Below are 25,111 nucleotides of genomic sequence, written 5' to 3'. Positions count from 1 at the left end.
TACCTCCTTGTATATTTCTGATCTCCTCTATAAGTGTAACTTCATTCTTAACTGAAAAAAGCATCACTGCATAGTTTTTAGAAATCCCTTTACTATTGTATCAAACTTTTCCGGTTGTTCCACATGAATTGCATGGCCAGCACCATCAATTTTGACAAATTTCGCGTCAGAGACGCATTTTTCGATATTTTTTAATATGCGAAAGAACTTTTCATCATGCTCACCGTTTATTAAAAGAACAGGCATTTTTAAGTTTTTCAGCTCATTCCACCATGAAGGCTGAGCCCCTGTTCCCATACCGCGCAAGCTATTTGCGAGCCCTTTTGGATTGTTAGCAAGTCGCTCTTTTCGCACTGCTTCTTGTACGTTTTGTGCTAAACGTTTTTGCGTTTCAAACAGCGGAATACTTTCCCACATTGTTACAAAGCTTTCCATGCCTTCTCGCTCGATTTTATCGGCAAGTCGCTCATCTTTTTCACAGCGTTCTTTTCGCTCATCTTCACTTTCAAGCCCAGCTGTACAATTTTCTAATAAAAGAGAATGTACATATTCTGGATATAGACATGCCATCGTAATCGCCAGTCTACCGCCCATTGAATAGCCAAGTATGTGCGCCTTTTCAATATGAAGATAATCTAGTAGTTCTTTCATTTGCAACGCTACATTTCGAATATCATAATGCGTCACATCTTCAGGGCTTTCCGTTTTTCCGTGCCCAACAATGTCTACTAAAATGACTTGAAATTGCTCGCTCCAAGAAGGAACGAAGGAACGCCACGTTTCCATGCTTCCCGTAAAACCATGAAGAAGTAGAAGTGGTTCCCCGCTTCCGACTACTTCATATTCATACGATACACCTTGCAGTTTTACGTTCATTTTGATTCACCTTGCAACGATGTAGTAATTACGTCCTGTGTTTTTGCCCATAACGTACGGTGCAAGGTTAAGTTTTCATCACGGTTCGTACAAATTTCTACAACGTGTAAACCTTTTGTCGTCGTTCCTTTTTGTACCTCTTCTCGAAATTGCTCCCAACCATTTACACGGCTAAATGAACCACCGTACATTTTAACAACATGCTCATAGTCAAGCCCAATTGGAGTACCAAACAATGATTCGAAGTGTTCCTTTTTCTCATACTGTGGTAAGAATGAGAAAATACCGCCACCGTCATTATTTACAACGACAATCGTTATATTTAATTCATGTAATTTTGCAGCTAATAGTCCATTTAAATCGTGATAGAATGATAAGTCACCGATTACTAATACGAGCGGATCGCAAATCATACTCGCGCCTAAAGCTGTCGAAATGATGCCATCAATCCCATTCACACCGCGGTTTGCCATCACTTGAATATTTTTATCTGATGTGAAGAAGAATGAATCTGTATCACGAATTGGCATACTATTACTCGCAAATAACGTTGCTCCTTCTGGTAATACGCGGACAATATCTGTAATGACTTTTCCTTCAAATGCAGTTTCATATGTTTCCATTTCACGAAGCGTTTCCTTCGTTTTTTCGTTTATATGTTGCCACATTTGGGACCAATCATTCTTTTTCATAACTGGCATTTTTTCTATTAATGCACTGCAAAATGCAATATCACTTGCCTGTACAACTTCTGTCGCAACAAGAGCTGGATCTCTCCATTGTCCAGATTCGTCAACAACGATATGAACAGCTTTCGTTTGTTTTTTGATGAACTGCGTTAATGCTTTCGAAACAGGCATACCACCAAAGCGAATCATAACTTCTGGCTTCCACGTTTCTTTTAACAGCTCATTTCTTAAAAATGTATCATAACAGTCAATTACCATCGTTTTATCGTGGTGTCCGCTACGAATGTTAGAAAGTGGATCCGCTAATATTGGATATCCTGTTTTTTCAGCTAGTTGCGTTGCAAACGTTGCGATCTCTGAATGACTGTCATCCCCACAAATAATAAGCCCCTTTTCCATATGTGAAAGGCGCCCTACAAGAGAATCTACATATTCACTCGGCATCGTCACGTTACCTTGCTGAACTACTCCTGTATATTCTCCGCGTCCTTTATTCCATAAACTTTCTAATGAGAAGTCCGGGATAAGCGGTTCGCGAACTGGAAAATTAAGATGAACAGGTCCTTGCGGTGCTAAAAGCGCGCTTGCTATCGTGCGCTGCGTCGTCATGCGAGCGTAATGATACATCGCCTCATTCGCTTCTGGAAGTGCCATCTCTGTAAATTGCTTCACAAACGTACCGTATAAATTAATTTGATTCATCGCTTGTGGTGCACCGACATCTCTTAATTCATGCGGTCTATCTGCTGTTAAGACGATAAGCGGCACTCGTGAATGAAAAGCTTCACATACAGCTGGATAATAGTTCGCTGCTGCTGTTCCTGACGTACATAATAATGCAACCGGGCGTTTTTTCGCCTTTGCGATACCGAGCGCAAAAAATCCTGCTGATCTTTCATCTACATGTAAATATGTGTTCATTCCTTCATGTTGTTCCATTAGTAGAGCAATCGGCGTTGACCGTGAGCCTGGACTAATGACAACATCACATACATTTAGACGCGTCAGTTCATCCACGAACGCGCCTAAATAATATGATAATGCTTCTATATGATTGTTCATTTCATTAATTCCTCCAAAGCACCAAGCATCGGTCTAAACTTCAAACTTGTTTCTTCATATTCAAGTTGTGGTACTGAATCAATTACAATCCCGCAACCGGCAAATAAGGATGCTTTCTCGCCATTTAATAATCCGCAGCGAAGTGCAACCGCAAACTCACCATTTCCTTCATCATCTATCCAGCCAATCGGTGCACCATATAATCCTCTATCTAACAATTCAACATCACGAATCAGTTTCATCGCTTCTAAACGAGGTGTCCCGCCAAGAGCAGGTGTTGGATGTAATTCTTCTACCATTGTTAAAAGACTCGCATCGCCTTTTGCCTCTACAGGCGTATATAAATGAATTAAGTTTTTCGTTGTTAATAAGCCCGGACTCTCCGGAATATTAACAGATTCGCAGTGCTCATTTAATACAGACCTAATCATGTTCACAACATAACCGTGTTCAGCTAAATTCTTTTCATCATGAAGAAGCGCATTACTATTTCGCTTACTTTCTTCTATAGATTGACCATGACCAGTTGAACCCGCAAGACACATCGAAGTAAACTTCTCATCTTCTTTGCGAATTAACCTCTCTGGCGTCGCTCCTAAGAAGCATGCTCCTTTATAATCAAAAGAAAATACGTAACAATCCGGTTGCCCAATGCGGAGTGCTTCTAAAACAAGAGCAGAATCAATATGATGATCCATCTCTACTTTTAACTCCCTCGCTAATACAACCTTCTGCACGTTCCCCTGCTTCATTTCATCTTGCACTTTCTCAATAGCCTTCATCCAGCCTTTCGGATCCACTTCTACCTTAGAATTAACTGTTAATTTCGTTCCTTCTAGTGCACATTTACTCTCCCCCAAAATTTTCTCTTCTAAAGAAACAATTTCGTTATAAAGAGTTTCTGCACAATCTGTTGCTGAAACGAATGTATTCATCGTTAACCATGCTTTTTCATTTTTTACAGTTAATAAAAATGCTGGTAGTGAAAATGTCGTATCCTCAAACTCTTTCCATAAGTCCGTCTTCTCTTTTTCTTGGTCAAATGAAAATCCACCAAATAAAAGAGGACCTGTTCCAAATTCGTATTTTTCTCTTTGTACAAATGCTTTCTCTTTTACTTTATCCCACTCGTCACGGGCAGTTTGAAAGCGTTTGTGAGAAGCAGTTGCTATAGTGAAAACAGAGCCAATTCCAGCAAATATTACATGCTGAGCTGGGTCTGCAAAATAACATCTATTTTCGAATGCAATCCTTTTTCCTGCTGCATAAAACAGAAGCGGATCCATCCAGTCTATTTGTTTTACAAAACTAACCAATATTTTTTCATCAGTTGCATGCTTAATGGCTGCACTCAGAACTTCTTGCAAGCCTTTTTGTTTCGTTTGAATCACAATTGTCTCCCCCCTATGGGCGAAAAATAGTCATAATTACGCTTGATTTTAAGATACACCTCAAACGAAAGGCCTGTCAACGTTTAGCATTTCTGAGAAATTCACCTTCTCTTCCTAGAAAATAAACGTTGACACTAAATGATGCTTTTTCTACACTTAGTTGTGTACAATATGTGACCAAAGGAGGATTCAACATGGAAATGAACGTCGAAACGAATTCCTCTCCTACGGCGCCAAAGCCAAGCAAGCAAACAGGCTGGCGCATTTGGTGGAGTTTACTACGTCCCCATACATTAACAGCAGCTTTCGTTCCTGTTTTCATCGGAACAGCCTATGCAATGCAGGTCGGAGGTATAAATCAAATACATCTCCCTCTTTTCCTTATAATGCTTCTTGCTTGTCTTCTCATTCAGGCAGCAACAAACATGTTTAATGAATACTTTGATTATAAAAGAGGACTTGATCACGAAGGTTCAGTTGGTATCGGCGGCGCTATCGTTCGCGATGGCATTCAGCCAAAAACAGTGCTTAACTTAGCATTTGGATTTTTCGGCATCGCAATACTATTAGGTGTTTATATTTGTATGAATTCTAGCTGGTGGCTTGCTGCAATCGGTCTTGTTTGTATGGCCGTTGCTTACCTTTATACGGGCGGCCCACTTCCTATTGCATATACACCATTTGGAGAGTTAACAGCCGGATTATTTATGGGTGTTATCATTATTGGAATTTCATTCTTTATTCAAACTGGAACTGTAACATCAGAAGTCATTTTACTATCTATTCCAAGCTCCATTTTAATTGGTGCCATTTTACTTGCTAACAATATCCGTGACTTAGATGGCGATAAAGAAAATGGCCGTAAAACATTAGCAATTCTCGTTGGACGTGAGCGAGCAGTTGGTGTACTTGCTTCTATGTTCATCGTTTCCTACATTTGGACAATTGCTTTAATTATCGTGGGCATCGTATCACCATGGATGCTTATCGTATTTTTAAGTGCACCGAAAGCATTTAAAGCGACGAAAGGCTTTATCGGCAAAAGCATTCCAATGGAAATGGTACCCGCAATGATTGCAACAGCAAAAACAAATACAATCTTCGGTCTCTTAATGGGAATCGGGTTATTACTTGGATATTTCCTTTAAAAGGAGCTGCTAACGCGGCTCCTTTTTTATATACCAATTTCAGCTCATAATTCCTACTCGCAACGCTCATACTATGTAAAGAAACTGAATTGTAGGAAGGTGGACGACTATGTTAACTCCACAACAAATAAATCAATTTAAATCCGTTTTAGAAAAGCAAAAGCAAGAACTAGAACAAACGATACAAACACATGAAAATGAAGATCGTGCATCTGAACGCGATTCCGTTGGTGAATTATCTAGCTATGATAACCATCCAGCTGATATGGCAACAGAGCTATATGAACGCGAAAAAGACTTCGGACTTATTGAACTTTGGCATAAACAGCTAGAGGATACGAAACATGCCCTGCAAAAAATAGAAGCGGGTACTTACGGCGTTTGCGAAGTGTCTGGTGAAGAAATTCCGTTTGAAAGATTAGAAGCAATGCCGACTGCTACAACATGCATCCAGCACACGACAAATAAGTTAAATATGAATACACGACCAGTTGAAGAAGAAGTATTGTCTCCCTCTTTCCATAAACACGATGAAGATCGCTCTGTTGAGTACGATGCAGAAGATGCGTGGCAAGATGTTGCCAATTATGGAACGTCTGAAACACCGTCTGATTTAGAAAGACGAGATTCAAAAAACTATAATGGCATGTACGTAAATAGTGAGGAAAATGTAGGATACGTAGAGGATTTTGAAAATTTTATCGGTACGGATATGTATGGAAAAAATCCGCAAGTTTTCGCTACGGAAGAACATGAAGAATATGAACAAATGCTTGATGACTTTGAAGAGCGTACGTTTAAGGGCGAATTGTCTTCAAATGAGTCGAGTTCCAAAGAATAAAAAAAAGCATTCCGAAAATCGGAATGCTTTTTGTCGCTAGCTAATTAGTTTTTTGTAACGTTAGCAGCTTGTGGTCCACGGTTACCTTCAACGATTTCGAAAGAAACTTCTTGACCTTCTTCTAAAGTTTTGAATCCGTCACCTTGGATAGCTGAGAAGTGAACGAATACATCGTCTCCACCTTCAACTTCGATGAAACCGAAACCTTTTTCGCTGTTGAACCATTTAACTTTACCTGTTTGCATGTCATGTACCTCCTAAATAAAAATGAAACTATGAATCCACATGAAAAGGTGGATATAAAGGACATGAATGTATAACAAGCTTACAGCCTTTAATTCAACGTGCTTTATTTCCGTACCACATTATGTAGCTCAATAGTGATTTCACTATATCACGCTATATCCAAAACGTCAAATGAGAACACTTTCATTCCATCATTTTTTTAAAATTTTAATATAATGTTGAGTTTCCATATTCATATTTTAACCCGGGTATTTGCGGATAATTTGATTGGCGGGAGCTGCTAATCCGTTTGGGATGGCCCCACTTTATTTAAAAATTAACAAAACTAAAGTATTCTAATCCTATTAAATTCTGTACAATATAAGTATCTATTACATACGAGGTGAAAAAATGAGAGCACATGAAATTGAGTATAAGTTATACGGCGATGATATGCAGTTTGTTGAAATTGAGTTAGATCCAGAAGAAAGCGTAATCGCAGAAGCTGGCGCAATGATGATGATGGAAGATTACATAGAAATGGAAACAATCTTCGGTGATGGTTCTGGTCCATCTGGAGGTTTATTCGGAAAATTAATGGGCGCTGGTAAGCGTCTCGTTACAGGTGAAAGCATGTTTATGACTGTATTTACAAATACAGGTCACGGCAAGCGTCACGTATCATTTGCTGCCCCTTATCCAGGTAAAATTATTCCTGTAGATTTAACAGAATATCAAGGAAAAGTAGTTTGTCAAAAAGACGCGTTTCTTTGTGCAGCAAAAGGCGTTTCTATCGGAATCGAGTTTACGAAAAAAATCGGAACTGGTTTCTTCGGCGGTGAAGGTTTCATCATGCAGAAACTCGAAGGTGATGGACTTGCTTTCATGCATGCAGGCGGAACTGTATATAAGCGTGAACTAAAACCTGGCGAAAAACTTCGCATCGATACAGGTTGTCTCGTTGCCATGACAAAAGACATTAACTACGATGTCGAGTTCGTTGGAAAAGTAAAAACAGCTCTATTTGGCGGCGAAGGTTTATTCTTCGCAACGTTAGAAGGACCTGGAACAGTTTGGATTCAATCTTTAACACTTAGCCGCTTAGCAGCGCGCCTGACAAGCCCAGCAGCGCAAAGCACTGGTGAAGGTAGTGTATTAGGTGGACTTGGTCGTTTATTAGATGGAAAAGAGTAAACAGTGCCCTTATGGGGCACTGTTTTATTTTGGGGTTATTATCCAGTGATCCGATATAATTTCAACAAGCAATACAAACTATTTGCTCCCTCCAAAAGAATGAATCAAGTCCCTCACTGCATATATTGAACTATACCTTTTCTTAAGGAGGGCTTCCTTAATGCGTACTCCTTTATCCTTCGATAAAGATACCGCCATACTGTTAGCTTCTTGTTGTGAGTTAACGTATGAACAATATAAACAAAATGGGATTTTTGAAATACCAGATGGTTTTCAATATGTACAAGGATTTCAAGGAAAAACCATTCAAACGACAGAATGGTTCGGATTCATACTAGAATCTGAGGATACCATTATTGTAGCTTTCCGCGGGACACAAACAGATACAGACTGGATTATCGATTCACTCGTTAATCAAAAACCATATCCATATGCTTTGAACAGTGGAAATGTCCATAACGGTTTTCTTTCTATTTATGAATCTTGCCGAGATTCTATTATGGATATGCTCGTATCATTGCCAGCCCATAAAAAACTTCTTGCAACCGGTCATAGCTTAGGCGGTGCACTCGCTACACTACACATACTCGATGCGCGTATCAACACCGCATTTGCGCAATACGGTCTTTACACATTTGCCTCTCCAAAAGTAGGAGATATCGCCTTTCGGAATTATTATAAACTACAAGTAGCGAGTAGCTTTCGCTTCGTTAATTTATTTGATGTCGTCCCTCTTCTCCCTCCGCGCAATGTCCATTTTAATGATCAAGACTGGGAATATGCACACGTTCATCACAACATGACATTTACAAAAAACACAAAATCTATTACAAATAATCATGCTATGACAACATACAAAACATGTCTGACTTCTCATTTTTAACCAGGTAATGATTGGAAACCTCATATCCTCATACTATAATAATATATGAAGTTATTTTTGGATGAGGGGACCTTACATGCTAAAATTTATCTTTGCACTTTTTCTCATTGTAATTTTTACGGTTACAGGTTTCTTTACATTTTCATACTTTGCGACAGGAGAATATGATGGAACAGGTATAATCTATACCGCTATCCCATTTCTTTCTTAAGCAAAAAAGGAAAACCGAGCTTACTGAGAGTAAGCTCGGTTTATTTATTAATGTCAATTTTTTTCGGTAAATCGATATATCTTAAAAATCGCCGATATAAATTTTATATAGTCTTTTCCGACTTAGCAATCTCTTTACATTTGTGTAACTGTATTACCAATACCCCAAATCTCATTACTATACTGTAAAATCGTTCGATCGCTCGCAAAATGACCAGACTGTGCAATATTTAAAATCGACATTTCTAGCCACTTCGTTCGGTTCTCATAAGTTCTACCAACAGCTTCTTGCCTTTCCGCATATGGACCAAAATCTCGCAAAACGAAATATTCATCATTTTGAATCACGAGTGAATCGTAAATCGCTTCAAATTCAGCTCCCGAATGTGAAAAGAAACCATTCGTTAACTGATCTACTACTTTTTTAATATGCATATTGTGGTGATAATAATCACTTGCACGATATCCACCATTTTGATAGTAATGAAGAACCTCATCGGCCGTTAAACCGAAAATGAAACAGTTATCATCACCGACCCTGTCTTTTATTTCAATATTAGCTCCGTCTAACGTGCCGAGTGTAATCGCACCATTCATCATAAATTTCATATTCCCTGTTCCCGATGCTTCTTTACTCGCAGTTGAAATTTGTTCACTTACATCCGCCGCAGGGAATATATCTTCCGCTACAGACACTCGATAGTTTTCTAGAAAGATAACTTTCATATATTGGCTTACGTACGGATCATTATTCACTTTTCTTGCGAGTTCATTAATTAATTTAATAATTTTTTTCGCATAGTAATAGCCAGGCGATGCTTTCGCTCCAAAGATAAAAGTACGTGGATAAAATGTAAAACTAGCATCCTCTTTCAAACGGTTATACAAATATAAAATATGAAGAACATTTAATAATTGTCGCTTGTAAGCATGCAGTCTTTTTACTTGCACATCAAAAATAGAATTAGGATCAATTGTAATCCCCATTTTATTATGAATGCGCGCCGCTAAAATTTCTTTACGCTCTTGTTTTACCTCTGCAAATTTCTCTTGGAAACTCGCATCGTATTGAACTAATTGTAGCTCTTGAAGCTTAATTGGTTCTTTCTTCCACCCTGTTCCAATCGCCTCTGAAATAAGGTTTGTCAGCTGTGGATTCGCCTTCATTAACCAGCGTCTATGAGCGATCCCATTCGTTTTATTATTAAACTTATCTGGATAAAACTCATAAAACAATCGCATTTCACGTTGCTTTAAAATTTCCGTATGAATTTTTGCTACACCGTTTACGCTATGGCTACCGACAATTGCTAAATGAGCCATTTTCACAAGATCATGCGCAATAATCGCCATCTCTTCAATACGATGCCATTCATACGGATAACGTTCCCAAAGCTCATGACAGAAACGTTCATTAATTTCTTCAATAATCATATAAATTCTCGGTAATAATGGTTTGAAAATGTGAATTGGCCACTTCTCAAGCGCTTCTGATAACGTCGTATGATTTGTATAAGAAATCGTTTGTGTCGTTATGTACCAAGCTTCTTCCCATGCTAGTTTTTCTTCATCTAATAAAATACGCATCAATTCTGGAATCGCCAAAACTGGATGTGTATCATTAATATGAATCGCAATTTTCTCATGTAATTGACGAAGATCACCATATCTTTCTCTATGCATACGAACGATATTTTGCAAACTTGCTGATACAAGGAAATACTGTTGTTTTAAACGAAGTATTTTCCCCTCATCATGCGTATCATCTGGATATAAAAACTCCGATACCGCCTCTGTTTCACGCTTATATTTCAAAATATCTTTGCAATTTTGCGGGAAAGGAACTGGTTCAGCATTCCAAAGTCTAAGTGTATTTACAGTACTCGTCTCATAACCTACTACTGGAACGTCATATGGTACTGCCATAATCACTTCTGCATTCGTATGCCTAAACTCTAAACGTCCATCAATGTATAACGGTTCAACATTGCCGAAATAACTTACTTCTACAGCTTGATCATGCCTTCTTACTTCCCATACGTTTTCATGAAGAAGCCATTGTTCTGGAAATTCAACTTGGTAACCATCAACAATCTTTTGATCAAATAAGCCGTGTTTGTAACGAATGCCACAACCATGACCTGGTAAGTTTAACGATGCAAGTGAGTCAAGGAAACAGGCTGCTAATCGTCCAAGTCCACCATTTCCAAGACCTGCATCTGCTTCCACCTCTTCTAATTCTTGCAACGAAATCCCAAGTTCAGAAAGTCCTTGCTCACATACATCCCTGATGCCTAAATTTAATATATTACTTCCAAGCAAACGCCCAAGTAAAAACTCAATGGATAAGTAATACATTTGCTTTCGCTCTCCAGACCGATAGCTTTCATTCGTTGCAATCCATTGACTATTCATATACTCACGCACCATGTACCCAAGCGTATTGTATTGATCACGAGTTGTAGAGTCTTTGAAACTTTTACCATACATCGTCTCTAACTTTTCTAGAAAAGCTGATTTGAAACTTTCAACATGAGTAAACATTTCTTCACCACCTACATGTTATTCCATGAGACTTTTATACAATTTCTTATAAGCAAGAGCTGACTTCTCCCAGCTATAATCTTCAGTCATCGCTTGTTTTACAAGCTGCTCCCATACCGGTTTATCATGATAAAATTCAATTGCACGAAGAACCGTGTGCAACATGTCATGTGCATTAAAGTTCGTGAAACTGAAACCATTTCCTTCTCCAGTTTCTTCATCATAAGATTGTACCGTATCATTCAATCCGCCTGTCTCTCTTACAATTGGAATCGTACCGTACGCTAATGCGATAAGTTGTCCAAGTCCACACGGTTCAAACAGTGATGGCATTAAGAATAAATCACTTCCCGCATATACTTGGTGAGCTAATTCTTCATTAAATCCGATGTACACTTTTACCTTCTCAGGATACTCGTATGCCATCCACTCAAAGAATTGCTCATATTCCGAATCACCTGATCCTAAAATAATACATTGTACATCTTCCTCCATTATTTCACGGAATACAGTACGTACTAAATCAAGACCTTTTTGCTTCGTTAATCTCGTTACCATTGAAATAATTGGCGTATCTTCTTTTTCTGGCAAACCAAAATAACGCTGCAAGGCGCGTTTATTTTCACTCTTTTCATATAATGAATCTGCATCGTACTGAGCAGTAATATACGAATCCGTTTCTGGATTATATACGCTCGTATCAATTCCATTTACAATGCCGCTAAGCTTATCATTATATTTTCGTAACAACCCATCTAATTTCTCACCGAAAAATTCATATTGAATTTCTTCTTTATATGTCGGGCTAACCGCTGTAATTTGATCAGAAGCGATAATACCGCCCTTCATAAAGTTCACATTTCCATAAAATTCTAACTGCTCACTATGGAAATATTCATCACCAAGTTCTAACAAGTCGTACATCACCTCAGGAGGAAATACACCTTGGAACTGCAAGTTATGAATTGTATATACCGTTTTAATATGCTCATATAATGGGTTATCTTGATACTTTTCACGTAGTAAGAAATTAACCATAGCTGTATGCCAATCGTGGCTATGAAGAACATCCACTTCAAAATCAAGATGAGGAATACACTCTAAAACTGCTTTCGAAAAATAGGAAAAACGCTCTCCATCATCATAATGACCATATAGAGAATCCCTCTTAAAATAATACTCATTATCTATTAAGTAATACGTAATCCCGTCTTGCTCACCTTTTAAAATTCCGCAATATTGATTTCTCCACCCAAGCGGGACGTTAATTACTTTATGTAGCGTACATCCATCCCTTAATTTTTGCGGAATAAGACTATAATTCGGGAGTATAATGCGAACGTCGACACCTAATTTTTTTAGCTCTTTTGGGAGCGCACCTGCTACATCAGCTAATCCTCCCGATTTAACAAATGGTACACATTCTGATACTGCAAATAAAATATTCACTTGTTGTCCCACTGCACGAAAAGCTTATACTACTTCCCTTGCAGCTTCCTCCCTTCGAGTTTTCATTTGAATTAAAACTTTAATCAGTGGAGGAAGCCCCCACTGATTCTTTTAAGAATAACTATTAATCGTACTGTTTTGAACGCTTCCTTTTTCTACAACGTATGGCTCATCAGCGTTTCCTTTTAGTACAACACCGTCACCAATTTTCACGTCTTTATCAATAATAACACCGTCTATTATACAGTTATCTCCAATTTGGCTCTTTTGCATAATAATGCTATTACGAACAATTGAACCTTTTCCAATTTTAACAGAACGGGAGATGACACTGTTTTCTACTTCCCCTTCAATAATACTGCCGTTTGCAATCATTGTATTTTTCACGGCTGCACCCTTTAAGTAACGAGTTGGTGGTTCATCTTTTACTTTCGTAAAGATCGGTGATTCTTTCTTAAATAATTGCTTCCAAATAGCAGGCTTCAAAATTTCTAAGCTATGTTTATAGTAACTTTCAATCGAATCAATAATAGCTACATATCCTGTATGCTCATACGTAGCAATATGCAGTGATTTTCCGCGCTTTTCTCTCACCACATCGAATAAGCTATATTGCTCCACATCTTTATATGACTCAAATAAATCTAACAGTAATTGTTTCTTTAACACGTATGTTTGAAGCGAAACCCCTTCATGGCAAACTTCAGTAATATCGGCTGCCGTATGTATATGTCGCTCTAACACTGCCTGGAAATTTAATGCTGTTACGAGATGGCTATTCGTAATAACAACGTATTCTTCTCTAGCTCTCAGAAAATAATCAATATGTCTTCTAAAATGCGCAAAAGACCCAAATTCATCTTGGTCACATTGGCAATTTGGCGGGAATAAAAACAGTCCGTCTCTTTTTCTATCTAAATCCCACTGTTTTCCTGAACCAACATGGTCCATTAACGAGCGGTTTTTATGACTTGTAAAAACCGCTACACTATGAATATTAGAATTCACCATATTTGAAAGCATGAAATCAATGAGTCGATAACGGCCCCCAAACGGTAACGCCGCTAGTGAACGATGCCCTGTTACTTTCTTTAAGGAAGGAAAACTTCCCGTTGCATTAATAATTCCTAACATTTTTTCTCCCATTCATTTCATCCCCCTTTTCTATTTCCCTTCAGCAATGAGTACTACATCGTCAACATTTTTTTCCGGACGAATAATTGTTCCATCTTCAATAACCATTTCCGATCCAACAATTGCTCTTTCAATCACAACATTTTTTCCAATCTTCGCTCCTGGCATAACGACAGAATCAATAACCATACTACCTTCTTCTACCGTCACCCCTTGGAATAATACAGAATGCTTCACGTCCCCTTCAATGACGCACCCTTCGTTAATAAGTGATTCTTCTACTTTTGCCTGTTCTGCAATGTATTGAGGCGGCTCATTTGGATTTACAGAATAAATACGCCAATTACGATCGTTTAAATTTAGTGATGTTTCATCACGCAGTAAATCCATATTCGCTTCCCATAAGCTCTTCACTGTTCCAACATCTTTCCAATATCCTTCAAACGGATACGCCATCAACTTCTTCCCTTCATCTAATAAAAGCGGAAGTACATCTTTTCCGAAATCATTACTAGATTCAGGATTTCTTGCATCCATCTCTAAATACTCTTTCAAAATTGCCCAGTTAAAAATGTAAATTCCCATTGATGCAAGATTACTTCTTGGAAATTGCGGTTTCTCTTCAAATTCAACAATCTCCATCTCTTCGTTCGTATTCATAATACCGAAACGACTCGCCTCATCCCAAGGTACTTCAATAACAGAAATAGAAATATCCGCTTCCTTCTCAATATGGTAATCTAGCATTTTACTGTAATCCATCTTATAAATATGGTCGCCTGATAAAATAAGAACGTACTCTGGTTCGTACTGACTTAAATAGTTTAAGTTTTGATAAATGGCACTTGCCGTACCTGTGTACCACTTCACACCTGAAGACTCCGCATAGGGAGGTAACACTGTGACTCCACCGCTTACTCGGTCTAAATCCCACGCATTGCCAATTCCGATATAATTATGAAGTTCAAGTGGTTGATATTGCGTTAAAATCCCAACCGTTTCAATACCAGAATTCGCACAGTTACTTAGCGTAAAATCAATAATGCGATATTTGCCACCAAATGGAACAGCTGGCTTGGCTAAATTTTTTGTTAATGCACTTAATCGACTACCTTTTCCCCCTGCTAGTAACATTGCTACGCACTTTTGTTTTTGAGCCATCTTGTTTTTTGCTCCCCTTTCTCGTCTTCACTGGTCGTAATATGGATACGCCAAATGGTGGAATTGTAATTTCTACATGTGCTGCTTGATTATGAAACGGTTCTTGAATCGCCTTCAGACGTTTCTTATTTACTTGCCCTGATCCGCCATATTGCTCAGCATCACTATTTAAAATCTCGTTATAATACTCGAAATCTGGTACACCTACTTTATAGTTTTCATATGTAGCTTTCGTAAAATTACATACGACAACTAACGCATCTTCTTGTTTATCCCCTTGGCGAATAAATGAGAAAATACTTTGCTCATGATTATTAGCATCTATCCACTGAAATCCTTCAGGCGAATGATCAAGCTGCCAAAGTGGTTTGGAGCGCTTATACAATGCTATGAGCTCTTTAAAGTAATCATGCATATAACGATGCATTTCAAAATCATGTAAATTCCAATCTAAATCTTCAAGGTCTTTCCACTCATCAAACTGCCCAAATTCTCCTCCCATGAAAAGTAATTTCTTTCCTGGGTGAGTAAAGAAATATCCATATAATAAACGAAGTTGAGCAAACTTATCCCAGTACTCTCCTGGCATTTTATTTAATAACGACTTTTTCCCATGAACGACTTCATCATGAGAAAGCGGTAATATGAAATTTTCAGAGTAAGCGTATATTAAAGAAAACGTCATTTTTTCATGAATATACTTCCTGTACTCAGGCGCACATTCCATATACTTCAGTACATCATTCATCCAGCCCATATTCCATTTGTAATTGAATCCAAGCCCACCTTCATACGTTGGGGCTGTTACAAGTGGCCAAGCTGTTGAATCTTCTGCTGTCATAAGAAAATCTTCATCTTCTGCAAACACCGCTTCATTTAACTCTCGTAAAAATGAAACAGCGTGCTCATTACTTTGCTCCTGTCCTTCTTTCTTCCAGTACAGCATATTTGCAACTGCATCCACCCTGAAACCATCAATATGGAAATATCTCATCCAAAATAACGCATTTGAAATTAAGAAATTACGTACTTCTCTCTTTCCTAAATCAAAATTGACAGTTCCCCATACTAGATTTTCTTGCACATCTTTATCTTTATATTCATAAGTCGGTGTCCCATCAAACAAATATAAACCGTGAGCATCTTTACAAAAATGCCCCGGCACCCAATCTAAAATGACACCGATTCCATATTTATGACATTCATCGACAAAATACATCAAATCATGTGGCGTGCCGAATCTACTCGTTGCTGCATAATATCCCGTCCCTTGGTATCCCCAAGACCGATCATATGGATGCTCAACAAGCGGCATAATTTCAATATGTGTAAATTGATGTTCCACCACATAAGGAATGAGTTCTTCTGCCATTTCCCTGTAAGAATACAGCGTTCCGTCTTCTTTCTTTTTCCAAGAACCGAAATGTAATTCATAAACTGTCATCGCTTCTTTATAAACCGATTTTTTCTTTTTCTTACGACTCCAGTTTTTATCATCCCATTCGTATCCCTTTATATCAAAAACTACAGATGCCGTATTCGGTCTTACTTCTGCATACACAGCATACGGATCTGCCTTAAAAATAACGTCACCAGTCATTGTTTCAATCGCATATTTATATATTTCTCTTTCTTCAATATGCGGTATAAACAAGGACCAAATTCCTTCTTCTGTCACTTGTAGCATCTTATGTTGCTCATAATCCCATTCATTAAAATCTCCCACAACACTCATTGCTTTCGCATGAGGAGCCCATACTGTAAATCGTACACCTCGCATCTCATCTTCCGTCACAACATGTGCACCAAAGATGTTATAACTTTCATAGTACTTTTCTGTATGAAACTCATCTCGTTTCACTTCTTCACAATTTATTACACTCAATATGCTCACCTCACTAAGATGACAGAATTTTTTATACTTTATAAATTCTGTGAAAAACTGAAATATCCTTGTTAATTTATAAAAAACATACGTTTTTTTCTTAAAAATGTTGGTTTTTTTTCACATTTCCATATAAAATATCGAATTTTGACGAATATTCATTGAAAACGCTTCATTTTTTACTAGTCTTTCATCCTATCATTTATTTCTCAACCTTTATTTTATTGGTTTTATCCTATTTTACATGTCAGGTATCACTTAAAATCGTACCAAAATAATCTGTCATAAAAAAATGTTTCTCAACATTTTTTGTCATAATTTTATTGAAATGGAAAATTCATAAGCATATACTTGTTCTCAATAAAGAACAACGACTTTTCGTAACTACAATTCATAGCGGACTACTATGTTTACTTATTTATCCTTGTTACGAACAGTCACTATAAAAATTTAATTAGGGGGCTTTCTTATGTCATTAAAACAAAAGGTTGGGATGGGAGTTGTCACAGCTTCACTTGGCTTATCCCTTACATTCGGCGGTGTATTCGCCTATTTCAGTGATTCTGAAACATCTAGTAACTCATTTCAAGCTGGTACATTAGATCTTTCTATTAATCCAAGTGTAATTGTTAATGTGAAAGATTTAAAGCCAGGTGATTTGATTGAAAGAAACTTCAAGCTTGAAAACAAAGGAAAATTAGATATTGCGAAAGTAGCACTTGAAACATCCTATGAAGTTACAGATGCAAAGCAAAATAATGATGGTGAAGATTTAGGCAATCACATCATCGTCAAATTTTTAGTGAATGATGGAAAGCCATCTAATCCAAACGATGATCACGAAATTTTGTGGGAAACAAAACTATCAGAATTAAAAACTATGAAACCTGAGGATGTAGCTACTTCTTTAGAACGTCATAACTTAATAGATGGTATTAAATCTGGTGAAACAGACTACTTACACGTGCTCTTCTCCTTTGAAGACAACGACCAAGATCAAAATAAATTCCAGGGTGATTCCTTACAGCTAAACTGGACATTCCATGCAGAGCAAACACCTGGCGTGGAGAAATAATTTTTAAAATATAACTTATCGGAGGCCTATACATGAAAAAGAAAAATCGTTTTGTTACCGGAATTGTAACGGCTGGCGTTCTATTTTCAACTGCCCTTCCGTTCAATGTGCTTGCTGAAAACCCTATTAACCAAATTGACTCTTCAAACGCCCAGTCTTTACTATCAAAACTTTCTAAAGAACAGCGTCAGGCATTACAAACGTTAGATGCAAACCCTGGTTTTACGATTTCGCCAGATATTAATACGAGTAGTTCTGAACCAGTAAATATCATTGTAGAATTTCAAACTGCTCCAGTAAAGATTAATGAATTAAAACAAAAAGAAAAAGGATTACAAGCTGCTCCTGAAAATATAAAAGCACGTATTGATCAAGAACATGAAGAATTTCAAAAAGGACTCAAACGTCTTTATCAATTTAGCACGTCAGTAAAATCAGGGAATTTCCAATCTGTACAAATTAAACGTTCTTATAAACATGCAACAAATGGTGTTGCTCTGACATTACCTGCAAATACAGTTGAAGAATTGTTACGCATTGGCGTTGTAAAACGTATTTGGAAAGATTACGAAGTGAAATTAAATTTACCAAAACAAACAGAGCAGAAAGCACCTCAAAAACTAACAGATAGCATTCCGCAAATTGGAGTCGATAAGCTACATAGTGAGGGCATTACCGGAAAAGGAATTAAAGTTGGGGTATTAGATACAGGTATTGATTACAATCATCCTGACTTAAAAGACGTGTATAAAGGCTATCGGGCAAAACCAGGTGAAGATTCTAGTAAGGTAGATCCAAACTCCGTAAAGGGTTGGGATTTTATTAATAACGATGCAGATCCGATGGAAACAACTTATACAGAGTGGCAACAATCTGGTGCTCCTGAATTTGATAATCGTGGTTCTTCCTTCTACACTGCGCATGGTACTCACGTAGCAGGTATCGTTTCTGCGCAAAAGAAAAACAAATCAGATTCAGCTGTAAAAGGTGTTGCGCCTGACATTGAACTGTATAACTATCGTGTACTCGGTCCTTACGGAAGCGGAGATAGTTCTGGTATTATCGCTGCAATCGATAAATCTATTTCTGACGGTATGAACGTCATTAACTTATCGTTAGGTGACGATAGCAACAATCCGCTTGATCCAACGTCTATCGCTGTCAACAATGCGATGCTTTCGGGTGTTGTTACAGTCGTTGCTGCTGGCAACTCTGGTCCAAATCCAGCGACACTCGGATCACCAGGTGCTTCTCCATTTGCTATTACAGTTGGAGCAAGTGATAGCTCTATTTCCTTACCGAAACTATCAGGTCATGCTGGACAATTACAATTCCCTAACCTCATTTTATTCGGCAAAAACTTCACTGATAAAATAGAAGATTTCAAAGGACAATCTTTACCTATTGAATCTGTAGGAATCGGTACTCCTGACGAGTTTAGTAAAAAAGACGTAAAAGGAAAAGTCGCTCTCGTTGCACGCGGTACACTCTCATTTGATGAAAAAATTGCTAATGCAAAACAAGCAGGTGCAAAGGCCGTTATTATTTATAACAATGTGGACGGAGAAATTCCTTTCTACGTTGGCGAAAGTACAAAATACATTCCAGCATTCCGCCTAACGAAAGAAGATGGCGAAAAACTAAAAGCTCAAATTGAACAAGGCAAAACATCCTTAACTTTCGATGAAATCAATTACATTCAAACAGAAGGCGATCATCTTGCAGACTTTAGCTCACGCGGTCCTGTTACATCAAATGATGATATTAAACCTGATATTACAGCGCCTGGTGTTGCGGTACTTTCAACCGTACCTGAATATATTAACGACCCGCAAGAAGGTGAAAACTACGATGTTTCCTATGAACGTATGCAAGGAACATCCATGGCTTCTCCTCATATTGCTGGTGTCGCTGCTCTTATTTTACAAGAACACCCAGAATACTCTCCATTCGATGTAAAAGCGTCTCTTATGAACACTGCTGATGATTTAAAAGAAAAGTATTCCGTATATGAAGTGGGAGCAGGACGAGTAGATGCTTATAACTCTGTTCATACGGAAACAAGTTTTAAAGTGTTAGACACGACAAAAACAATTGTAAATGATGAAGTGATTGAAGTATCAGAAGAAACTGGATCCATTGCATTCGGTAAGTTTTATCAAAAAGACGGGGAATCAATTGAACAAAAACGAAAAATTAAAGTTGAAAACCGTAATAAACAAGAGAAGAAAGAATTTAAAACAGAAATTTCTTATACACCAGCATCTTCTTCTATTAACGATGCTACTGCAAACGGTGTAAAAGTTTCTACTGCTGAAACGATTACGATTGATGCTGGTAAATCAGATGAAATTGAAGCAAAAATTAATATTCCTGCCGGCGTGAAGCAAGGTCGATATGAAGGATATATTCATATTACAAATACGAAAAATAAAGAAGAAACGTATCAAATTCCGTTCTCTATTCGTGTATCAGAGCCTGGTCTTGAAGACGCAGTTCTATCTAGAAAAGCTATTTCAACGGATACAACTACATTTAATCCTTACCGCGAATCATATGTGCACGGGGCATTCCAGCTAAATAGCAATCTTGAAACGCTAGACCTTATCGTGAAAGATTCCAAAACAAATAAGGCTCTTGGCTTCCTTGGAACAGTCAACACGAGTGGACTACAAACTGATGTTTATTACTACTTAGATTCATTCTTTAACGGAAAAGTATATCCTTTCACAAATGATCCTGCAAAACCAATTGGTGATGAGAAAATCGACTTACCAGAAGGCGATTACACAATTGAATTTGTTGGCTATGATAAAGATGGTAAAGCACGTGTGAAAGGTGATTATGTCGTAATTGATAATACACCGCCAGAAGTAAAATTAACTGGATTAAAACCTGGTATTTATGAATTAAATGAAGAAAACTATACAGTAGAAGACGGTAAAAAGGCATTATGGATTAAAGGAAATGTGTATGATTCGAATGTTGACTACTTAAAAGGAAAAGGATTAAACATTACGCAAGAAGCAAACGGAGTTATGTATTATGACTATTCTCCATACTTGCATAAGTTTTTACCTATTAATGCAAATGGTGACTTTAAAGTTGGCATTACTCCTGAATCCTTTAAAGTCGAAGGTCCAATGAACACAGGCGTATATATTTTCGATTATGCAACTGCAGGTCCTGACTATCCGAGCGGTGTAAATAACTATTGGTTTATCCCACAAGGTGCTCAATATGCAAAGGCTAGTTACGATAAAAAAGAATTATATAAAGGTGACGAGTTCACAGTAACCCTAAATGCGAAACACGTAAAACAATTTGTTGCTGGAGAATTTAACGTGAAATTCCTAGAAAAGAACTTCAAATTTGCAAATGCGAAATTCAATCCTGCTTTTGAAAAACTCCTTTCTGAAAAAGGGGTAACAGCAAAAGTAAATGAACCGAAGCTAGAAGCAGGCTCTGTTACAGTTGGCGGTGCTATCGATGACAAAAACTTCGCTGGATTAGATGGTGATTTCCCGTTCATTGATGTAACGTTCAAAGTAGAAAACGATGAGTTTTATGAAGCAAATGCTCAATTAGAGTCACCAGTGTTTGTATACTGGAAACCAGGAGAAACAGAGCCAAATAGAATGCGTGTCCTTCAAGATCAATCATTCTCAGTAATGTCCTTAAACTCACTAGTAGAAGGTAATATTAAACCTGGTGCATTCTTAAATGAACGTGGATATTTAGATGAAAAATTCGATTATACAAAGCTTGGCGTAAAAGTATATGCAGCGGATTCTTACCGTCATAAGTTTGAAGGCTCACTAGATAAATACGGGTACTTCAAATTAAATGGACTTCCTGTTAATAAACGCGACTACAACTTATATGTAGAAGTACCAGGGCATTTAACAAGCCGACTAACAACGAAATTAGGTACTGAAAAAGATGGTAAACTGCTCGGCCAATATTATTATGCACGCCTTGATGAAAACCTTGCAGGGGATGTAAATGGCGATAAAGTAATTGATATAAAAGATGCTGAAATGATCGCTAGCAACTATGGTAAAAAAGGACTATCTGTGAAAGACGGCGACCTTAACAAAGATGGCATTGTCGACGAAAAAGATATTCGCTTCGTTGAAAAGAATTTCTTGAAAAAAGGTCCTGATGCATCTAAATCGCAAACACCTGTTGAAAAATCAAAAAGCGGTACACTGGCAGATATTTTAAAGAAATTAGGATTAACTCCTAAAAAATAATCATAAAGAGCACTCTACATAAAATAGAGTGCTCTTTTCTATAAACGACCCTGATCCAGCAAAAGGGGTATATTGGGGATATACAAGGGGAACCGGAAAAGGAATTTATATTAAATTATATATAAATCCAGAAGTAAGAAGCAGCTCCCCACTTCTGGATTATTTAGTAATTATTATAGTACTGGTGCCATTGTTTCTTTTAATACTTTTACAGAATGAGCGAATTTCGCTTTTTCTTCTTCATTTAGCTCAAGTTCTACGATTTCACGTACACCTTCGCGGTTAATAACAGCTGGAACACCTACGTAAGCATCTTTCTCACCATATTGGCCTTCAAGGTATGCAGATACAGTTAATACACTGTTCTCGTTGTTTAAGATTGCTTTAGTTACACGAAGTAGTGACATACCGATTCCGTAGTAAGTTGCACCTTTACGTTCGATGATATGGTAAGCTGCATCACGTACATTTTCGAAGATTTTATCTAAGTCTTCTTGTTTGTACTGTTCGTTGTTAGCTAAAATTGTTTCTAGTTTTTGTACACCGATAGTAGCGTGGCTCCATACTGGAAGTTCAGTGTCACCATGTTCACCAACGATGTAAGCATGAACGTTACGTGGATCTACATCTAAGTAGTCACCTAACATGTAACGGAAACGAGCAGAGTCTAAAGTAGTACCTGAACCAATTACGCGCTCTTTTGGTAGACCAGATTCTTTCCAAGTTACGTAAGTTAAAATATCAACTGGGTTAGTTGCGATTAAGAAGATTCCATCGAATCCGCTATCCATAATACCGCGAACGATTTGTTTAAAGATCTTTGTATTTTTCTCAACTAAGTCTAAACGAGTTTCACCTGGCTTTTGTGGTAATCCAGCAGTGATAACAACTAGATCTGCATCTTTACAATCTGCATAGCTACCGCTCCAAACTTTTGTTGGTGATGGAGAGAATGGTACCGCATGGCTTAAGTCCATTGCTTCCCCTTCTGCTTTTGCTTCATTAACATCTACTAATACGAATTCTTCAGCTACACCTTGGTTGATCATTGAGTAAGCGTAACTACAACCTACAGCTCCTGTTCCTACTAATACTACACGATTGATACCTTTTTTCATGTTAATTTCCCCTCTCTATTGTTCACATCTATTTTTTATGATTGTTTAAGTAATTAATTAAAATACTAATTTAATGTTGTTTAACTTCTTTACATTCATATTGTAGCACGTATCATTGTGAATTACTTCACAAATTATGACCTATTTGTGAACTTTTTCACATAAAGTGTAAAGTTATTGGAATAGGTGTGGAATCCATTTCAATGGAGGCGTTTTCTTTAGATTGTGAAAGGGTTTTTCTTATGTTTTTGTTGGTAAGTAAAATTATATCGACTTACCGATAAAAACCACAATAATAACAGCATAAAAAAGCTGTCTTCAGTAGATCACACCTATTGATAGACAGCTTCTTCTATATATTATTTATTTTCCGCGGTAGCTCCTAATACAGCAGCCTTTACATAATTTTGACCATTTAACTTCTGTAAATCCGCAGCCGTTCCTGTTACGACCACTCCAATAACTTTTACATCTTGTTCACTTGGTTTTGTTTTCTTTCCTTTTAGGTAGTTATATATGCGCTCATACTCCTCATAATACTTTCCCTTTTTCTCCATTCCACTTTGAATTGCTAAAAGAAAATCTTTTTCTGTCCCATTTCCCAATTCGATATCACCTGGTTTTGCTTTAAAGCCGTACACATTATAAGCACTTTCGGTCATATCATTAATAGAATATGATTTTTTATCATCATACGTATCTACCCAATACCAAACAGGATGAATCCCTTCTGGCAGCATCTTTTTTATTTCAGACACCTTATGTGGTTTATCAAAAGATATAGCCAATTCAGCTACTTTATTTTCACCTTTTACTTTCTCTATATCATTTATATAACTATTATATGAAGAAAATGGCAGATAAAATTGCATCTCTCTTTCCATTGTTTGATTATTGTACAATTCACTCGTCTTATTAATACGCTCATTCCCCATTACAACATTATCTGCTATTGTTAATGGGTTTACATCCGATAATCGGCGAAATGTATTCCAAACTTTATACTCATACACTTCATCTTCCCACTTAACAGGTTTCCCCTCAATAACCTTATATGTTTTATACTCTATCGTGCTTTTAAATAAACCGTTAGAAGTATCTATAAATGCTTCTAGATGATTCTATAATGACCTTTTCATACTCCATCGCTCTCTCCTTTCTATTAGTTAGACGATCTAAATAGAAAAAAGTATACAAGAAATCCATAAAAAAAGCAGACTACTCAAAGTCCACTTTTACACAACAAAAAAGAGATAGCAGATTATGCTATCTCTTTTAGTATGACCCGTACGGGATTCGAACCCGTGTTACCGCCGTGAAAGGGCGGTGTCTTAACCACTTGACCAACGGGCCAGTTCTGGCAGAGAAGAAGGGATTCGAACCCTCGCACCGCGTTCGCGATCTACTCCCTTAGCAGGGGAGCCCCTTGAGCCACTTGGGTACTTCTCTATAAATATGGCTCCGCAGGTAGGACTCGAACCTACGACCGATCGGTTAACAGCCGATAGCTCTACCACTGAGCTACTGCGGAACAATTATGGTGGGCCTAAATGGACTCGAACCATCGACCTCACGCTTATCAGGCGTGCGCTCTAACCAGCTGAGCTATAGGCCCATAATTGAAAAGCGGGTGAAGAGAATCGAACTCTCGACCAGAGCTTGGAAGGCTCTTGTTTTACCACTAAACTACACCCGCATTAAATTGTAAATGGTGAGCCATGAAGGACTCGAACCTTCGACCCTCTGATTAAAAGTCAGATGCTCTACCAACTGAGCTAATGGCTCATTTTGAAAGTGGTGCCGACTAGAGGACTTGAACCCCCAACCTACTGATTACAAGTCAGTTGCTCTACCAATTGAGCTAAGTCGGCTTGCGACTTCAAAATGGTGGCTCGGGACGGAATCGAACCGCCGACACGAGGATTTTCAGTCCTCTGCTCTACCGACTGAGCTACCGAGCCTTTATGTAA

Annotated in this window: 17 protein-coding genes, 8 tRNA genes and 1 pseudogene; 7 read left to right on the top strand and 19 right to left on the bottom strand. The window is 37.8% G+C overall.

Annotated features, from left to right (window positions below):
* Positions 1 to 63 precede the first annotated feature (63 nt).
* The 3 genes from menH to Q9B79_RS23190 are packed head-to-tail and all read right to left on the bottom strand — an operon-like array spanning position 64 to position 4,018.
* Positions 64 to 876, bottom strand: a complete 813-nt coding sequence (menH, locus tag Q9B79_RS23200; protein ID WP_306188016.1) for a 2-succinyl-6-hydroxy-2,4-cyclohexadiene-1-carboxylate synthase — start codon at positions 874 to 876, stop codon at positions 64 to 66.
* Positions 873 to 2,627 carry a 2-succinyl-5-enolpyruvyl-6-hydroxy-3-cyclohexene-1-carboxylic-acid synthase gene (gene menD, locus Q9B79_RS23195; RefSeq protein WP_306188014.1) on the bottom strand — a complete coding sequence of 585 codons (1,755 nt, stop codon included), beginning with the start codon at positions 2,625 to 2,627 and terminating at the stop codon, positions 873 to 875. Before menD ends, menH begins: the two co-directional genes overlap by 4 nt.
* Positions 2,624 to 4,018, bottom strand: a complete 1,395-nt coding sequence (locus Q9B79_RS23190) for an isochorismate synthase (RefSeq protein ID WP_306188012.1) — start codon at positions 4,016 to 4,018, stop codon at positions 2,624 to 2,626. The genes menD and Q9B79_RS23190 overlap by 4 nt, the downstream gene beginning before the upstream one ends.
* Before the next feature lie 194 nt (positions 4,019 to 4,212).
* On the opposite strand from Q9B79_RS23190, the gene Q9B79_RS23185 reads away from it, so the two are divergent.
* A complete protein-coding gene (locus tag Q9B79_RS23185; RefSeq protein WP_000425740.1) occupies positions 4,213 to 5,166 on the top strand; it encodes a 1,4-dihydroxy-2-naphthoate polyprenyltransferase in 954 nt (317 codons plus the stop codon).
* 109 nt (positions 5,167 to 5,275) lie between these two features.
* Entirely contained in the window at positions 5,276 to 6,007 is a 732-nt protein-coding gene (locus Q9B79_RS23180) for a yteA family sporulation protein (protein WP_306188010.1), read from the top strand.
* A gap of 44 nt (positions 6,008 to 6,051) precedes the next feature.
* On the opposite strand, the gene cspD is transcribed toward Q9B79_RS23180, so the two are convergent.
* Positions 6,052 to 6,252, bottom strand: a complete 201-nt coding sequence (cspD, locus tag Q9B79_RS23175; RefSeq protein WP_001193054.1) for a cold-shock protein CspD — start codon at positions 6,250 to 6,252, stop codon at positions 6,052 to 6,054.
* 391 nt (positions 6,253 to 6,643) lie between these two features.
* Between cspD and Q9B79_RS23170 the strand changes: the two genes are divergently transcribed.
* The 3 genes from Q9B79_RS23170 to Q9B79_RS23160 all read left to right on the top strand — a co-directional run bounded on the left by Q9B79_RS23170 (position 6,644) and on the right by Q9B79_RS23160 (position 8,520).
* A complete protein-coding gene (locus Q9B79_RS23170) occupies positions 6,644 to 7,426 on the top strand; it encodes a TIGR00266 family protein (RefSeq protein WP_001201257.1) in 783 nt (260 codons plus the stop codon).
* 160 nt (positions 7,427 to 7,586) lie between these two features.
* Positions 7,587 to 8,309 carry a lipase family protein gene (locus tag Q9B79_RS23165; RefSeq protein ID WP_001260119.1) on the top strand — a complete coding sequence of 241 codons (723 nt, stop codon included), beginning with the start codon at positions 7,587 to 7,589 and terminating at the stop codon, positions 8,307 to 8,309.
* Positions 8,310 to 8,385: 76 nt separating this feature from the next.
* Positions 8,386 to 8,520, top strand: coding sequence for a hypothetical protein (locus tag Q9B79_RS23160; RefSeq protein ID WP_306188006.1), 135 nt, complete (start codon positions 8,386 to 8,388; stop codon positions 8,518 to 8,520).
* A gap of 134 nt (positions 8,521 to 8,654) precedes the next feature.
* Here Q9B79_RS23160 and glgP read toward each other — a convergent pair whose 3' ends face one another.
* From glgP to glgB, 5 genes are all read right to left on the bottom strand, one after another.
* Complete coding sequence (gene glgP, locus Q9B79_RS23155; RefSeq protein ID WP_306188004.1) at positions 8,655 to 11,063, bottom strand: glycogen phosphorylase; 2,409 nt, start codon at positions 11,061 to 11,063, stop codon at positions 8,655 to 8,657.
* A gap of 18 nt (positions 11,064 to 11,081) precedes the next feature.
* Positions 11,082 to 12,512 carry a glycogen synthase GlgA gene (gene glgA / locus Q9B79_RS23150; RefSeq protein ID WP_306188002.1) on the bottom strand — a complete coding sequence of 477 codons (1,431 nt, stop codon included), beginning with the start codon at positions 12,510 to 12,512 and terminating at the stop codon, positions 11,082 to 11,084.
* 111 nt (positions 12,513 to 12,623) lie between these two features.
* Positions 12,624 to 13,658 carry a glucose-1-phosphate adenylyltransferase subunit GlgD gene (gene glgD, locus Q9B79_RS23145; RefSeq protein WP_306188000.1) on the bottom strand — a complete coding sequence of 345 codons (1,035 nt, stop codon included), beginning with the start codon at positions 13,656 to 13,658 and terminating at the stop codon, positions 12,624 to 12,626.
* An 18-nt stretch (positions 13,659 to 13,676) separates the two neighbouring features.
* Positions 13,677 to 14,807 carry a glucose-1-phosphate adenylyltransferase gene (gene glgC / locus Q9B79_RS23140; protein ID WP_306187999.1) on the bottom strand — a complete coding sequence of 377 codons (1,131 nt, stop codon included), beginning with the start codon at positions 14,805 to 14,807 and terminating at the stop codon, positions 13,677 to 13,679.
* Complete coding sequence (gene glgB, locus Q9B79_RS23135; RefSeq protein WP_306187997.1) at positions 14,755 to 16,692, bottom strand: 1,4-alpha-glucan branching protein GlgB; 1,938 nt, start codon at positions 16,690 to 16,692, stop codon at positions 14,755 to 14,757. The genes glgC and glgB overlap by 53 nt, the downstream gene beginning before the upstream one ends.
* A 469-nt stretch (positions 16,693 to 17,161) precedes the next feature.
* Between glgB and Q9B79_RS23130 the strand changes: the two genes are divergently transcribed.
* Both Q9B79_RS23130 and Q9B79_RS23125 read left to right on the top strand, forming a co-directional pair.
* Positions 17,162 to 17,767: a CalY family protein gene (locus tag Q9B79_RS23130; RefSeq protein ID WP_306187995.1), complete on the top strand. Its 606-nt coding sequence runs from the start codon at positions 17,162 to 17,164 to the stop codon at positions 17,765 to 17,767.
* Positions 17,768 to 17,799: 32 nt separating this feature from the next.
* Complete coding sequence (locus tag Q9B79_RS23125; protein ID WP_306187993.1) at positions 17,800 to 22,023, top strand: S8 family serine peptidase; 4,224 nt, start codon at positions 17,800 to 17,802, stop codon at positions 22,021 to 22,023.
* Positions 22,024 to 22,196: 173 nt separating this feature from the next.
* Here Q9B79_RS23125 and Q9B79_RS23120 read toward each other — a convergent pair whose 3' ends face one another.
* The 10 genes and pseudogenes from Q9B79_RS23120 to Q9B79_RS23075 all read right to left on the bottom strand — a co-directional run bounded on the left by Q9B79_RS23120 (position 22,197) and on the right by Q9B79_RS23075 (position 25,102).
* Positions 22,197 to 23,141 carry an L-lactate dehydrogenase gene (locus tag Q9B79_RS23120; protein WP_000715339.1) on the bottom strand — a complete coding sequence of 315 codons (945 nt, stop codon included), beginning with the start codon at positions 23,139 to 23,141 and terminating at the stop codon, positions 22,197 to 22,199.
* 359 nt (positions 23,142 to 23,500) lie between these two features.
* Positions 23,501 to 24,238: pseudogene (locus tag Q9B79_RS23115) on the bottom strand (anti sigma factor C-terminal domain-containing protein); the annotation flags it as partial.
* Between the two features lie 184 nt (positions 24,239 to 24,422).
* Positions 24,423 to 24,494: transfer RNA gene (locus tag Q9B79_RS23110), tRNA-Glu, on the bottom strand.
* A 5-nt stretch (positions 24,495 to 24,499) separates the two neighbouring features.
* A tRNA-Ser gene (locus tag Q9B79_RS23105) sits at positions 24,500 to 24,590 on the bottom strand.
* 7 nt (positions 24,591 to 24,597) lie between these two features.
* A tRNA-Asn gene (locus tag Q9B79_RS23100) sits at positions 24,598 to 24,672 on the bottom strand.
* A 7-nt stretch (positions 24,673 to 24,679) separates the two neighbouring features.
* Positions 24,680 to 24,756, bottom strand: a tRNA-Ile gene (locus Q9B79_RS23095).
* A gap of 10 nt (positions 24,757 to 24,766) precedes the next feature.
* Positions 24,767 to 24,837 (bottom strand) — tRNA-Gly (locus Q9B79_RS23090).
* A gap of 13 nt (positions 24,838 to 24,850) precedes the next feature.
* A tRNA-Lys gene (locus tag Q9B79_RS23085) sits at positions 24,851 to 24,926 on the bottom strand.
* 10 nt (positions 24,927 to 24,936) lie between these two features.
* A tRNA-Thr gene (locus Q9B79_RS23080) sits at positions 24,937 to 25,012 on the bottom strand.
* A gap of 14 nt (positions 25,013 to 25,026) precedes the next feature.
* A tRNA-Phe gene (locus Q9B79_RS23075) sits at positions 25,027 to 25,102 on the bottom strand.
* Between the last annotated feature and the right edge of the window lie 9 nt (positions 25,103 to 25,111).

Source organism: Bacillus sp. MHSD_36 (assembly GCF_030757775.1).
Taxonomy (GTDB): Bacteria; Bacillota; Bacilli; order Bacillales; family Bacillaceae_G; genus Bacillus_A.
Note: the sequence above shows the minus strand (reverse complement) of the source record. Positions and strands in the feature narration are given on the sequence as shown.